Annotated in this window: 3 protein-coding genes and 1 pseudogene; all 4 read left to right on the top strand. The window is 43.6% G+C overall.

Annotation, left to right across the window (positions count from 1 at the left end):
- On the top strand, positions 1–342 hold a 342-nt coding region (locus ACEW9I_RS05025; RefSeq protein ID WP_373539265.1), incomplete at its 5' end, for a transposase.
- Positions 343–384: 42 nt separating this feature from the next.
- Positions 385–837: a pyridoxamine 5'-phosphate oxidase family protein gene (locus tag ACEW9I_RS05020; RefSeq protein ID WP_373539264.1), complete on the top strand. Its 453-nt coding sequence runs from the start codon at positions 385–387 to the stop codon at positions 835–837.
- Positions 838–1180: 343 nt separating this feature from the next.
- Positions 1181–1471 (top strand): annotated as a pseudogene (locus tag ACEW9I_RS05015) (NAD(P)/FAD-dependent oxidoreductase); the annotation flags it as partial.
- 197 nt (positions 1472–1668) lie between these two features.
- Positions 1669–2913: FAD-dependent oxidoreductase (locus tag ACEW9I_RS05010; RefSeq protein WP_373539263.1), on the top strand; the 1245-nt coding region annotated here is incomplete at its 3' end.

Genomic DNA, 2913 nt, shown 5'->3' with positions numbered 1-2913 from the left:
CCACTCAACCTCGAATTCTCATGGTACGAGCGTTACCAGAATGCCGCCGAAATGTTTGCCGATATCAAGCAAAGTCATCTGTGGGTGTCTGCTGAAAATTACGATACCAGTCTGGGTATCAATCCGATTTATAACTTCATCCTTTATGCCGTGCATAACCACGACCACTATCGCACTCATAGCGATTTTAGTATGGAGGGGGAACTTGCCACTTACAATGCCACCGCCAAACGCGCTCCTAGTCTAGTTATCCAAAAGATTATCTATTCTGAAAGTGTGCTCCGACCTGCTGCTTACCTATTTCTGGGACATACGCCGACATCCAAAATTGTCTTTCCATAATTTATCAAAACCAAAGTTCAATTAAACTTTTAGGAGAAAATCGTGTTAGATATCGATGAAATGGGACAGGACGAAATCCATGAATTGCTACAAAAAGTGGGGTATGGTCATCTGGGTTTTATCCATGAGGGCAAACCCTGTGTAATGCCGATGCACTACTATCTCGAAAATGCCAATATTTACCTATTTACAACCGTTGGCATGAAGACTCATGACATGGACGCAGATCCTGATGTTTGTTTGCAGGTTGAAGAATTGCATAGTCCAGAGCATTGGCGGAGTGCAATTGTGATGGGTCGAGCCAAGCAGGTTACAGCGCAACCAGAAATAGAACGAGTGATGGCACTCGTCAAACAGCGTGACGCTAACCTTTCTCCAGCAATTAATCGAACTTGGACTGACTCCTGGGGACGTGCGGAAGTGATTTCGATTTATCAGATTGAATCGGCAGAAATGAGTGGACGCACGACTGATGGTGTCAGCAGTCATCGATAAATTTTAGGTTCGAGGGGAAATGTAAATGCCAGCTAGATTGATACTCATGCCCAAAAGCTCCGCTAATGTCTTCTCCTAAGTAGGTAGGTGCAATTATTTATAAAATAGATTGTGCCTGAAACCTAGTTGGTGGGCAGTGCCCACCCTACATGATATCTTATATTTAATTATGCCCAGCTACTTATTACCTGTTCTCACTGTCGATATTTTAATGATAATCACTTCCTTAAATGTGCCCTTCATCCAGTAACAGTACTAACCGAACAAGCCGTTGATTGTCAGGATTACTGTCAAAAAACTAGAGCAAAATGGTCTAAAGATCTAGAAGAGTACTACTAATTTCGATGTTGTTGAAAAACACTATATGCCGAGAATTCGGCAGCATCTGGTGTTTGAGATTACAGGTAGCCCGACTACTAACGAACGCTATTGTTGGTGTCCTGAAGGGAATTCCTACGGCTCGATTTTGACTCCGCGCAATATGGGTTTGGGACGACTGAATCATGAAACTTCACTGGAGCGGTTTTATTTCTGTAATGCTTCTTCGGGTTATCCTGGTTTTGCACCGACGGTTTGGACGGGGGCGTTGTTGTATCAACGATTGTCTGGGGATGTGATTTTAGGGGATGGCTGAAGCGGCACACGAAAGTTTTACGCTGCGGCGAAGATCTTACCCACCCGCACTATAAATGTGCTGCCCTACGGGCACCCCTGTCTTGTCGGTTTTTTTATTCTGGGGAAACCCCAGCATAGAACCGCCGCTCCTCGGAGGGGATTTTTACCCAACTCTCCGAGGAGGAGATTTTCTATAGTTTAGAGGTTAAGTTGGTTATGAAAATTGCAGTAATTGGTGGTGGAGCGAGTGGGATGGTGTCAGCCTATCTGCTCGATAAACAAGGGCATCATGTCAGCGTATTTGAACGACAACCGATGTTGGGCGGACATATTCGGACATTGAATAAAAACGTCCAGCCGAATCGCTCGGATTGCGCTGAAATTCTTGAATGTGGCGTACTGGAGTTTCCGACGGCATTTACAGATTTTATCGAGTTAATGAAAGAATTAGATGTTGAACTCGAACCTGTGAATGTTGGTTCTGGGATGTTTTTTAATAATGGCGATCGCTTTTTATCGTCAGTCACCACCAATAATAATTTTACAGGTATTCACCGCCTCATCGAACATCTACGTTTTGATACCCTTTATGCGCGTTCTGCTAGCTTATGGTTGAGAGTCCAACGTGCTAATCTAGAAAATTTAGCAGATCTCCCTTTGTCAGCATATCTAAAAAGTTCAGGTACTCGCGATACTTGGTTGAAATTGCTAGTCATGTATAGTTACTCAATTCCGTTTGAACTAATTAATGATTTTCCAGCAGAATTAGCGATTCCGACTTTACGCGCTTATATTTCGACTAACTGGGTACGGGTCAAAGGTGGTGTATATACTTACATTGAAAAAATCTTGGAACGATTCAAGGGCGAGATCGTGCTGGGTGTCGAGATCGATCGGATTTTGCGAAGTCCTGATGGTGTCAAAATTATGATGTCTATAGGTGAAATCAAAGAATTCGATCGAGTCATATTTGCCACACCTCCAGACCAAGTTATGGCGCTACTCGCCGATCCAACTGCTGCCGAAACTAAACGATTTTCTGATTGGAAAGCTAATCATATAACTAGCGTAGTTCACCAAGATACTTCTATGTATGCCCGTTTTGGCATTCACAAACCCTCAGAATTTGATTTCTTCCAGACAAATACTCGCTGGGGCTATAACGGCTATCTCAATCAACTTTGTGGCATCTCATCGCCACAGCATTATTTCCTATCATTCCAACTAGAAGAATTAATTGCACGAGAGCAAATTATTCACACTCAAGCACATCACACTCCGATGTACACTACCGAATCTTTTCAATACCGCGATGAAGTGGTGGCGACTAATGGTGAGAATCACACTTATCATGCGGGAGCCTATCTTGGTGATGGTTTGCATGGGGGAGCGATTTCCTCTGCTGTCCGAGTCGCCGAATTAATTGGTATGAGCCAGGAGTCTATTTCCTCAGTCGAAAGC

The sequence above is a fragment of the Chamaesiphon sp. genome, from assembly GCF_041738855.1.
Lineage (GTDB): Bacteria > Cyanobacteriota > Cyanobacteriia > Cyanobacteriales > Chamaesiphonaceae > Chamaesiphon.
Note: the sequence above shows the minus strand (reverse complement) of the source record. Positions and strands in the feature narration are given on the sequence as shown.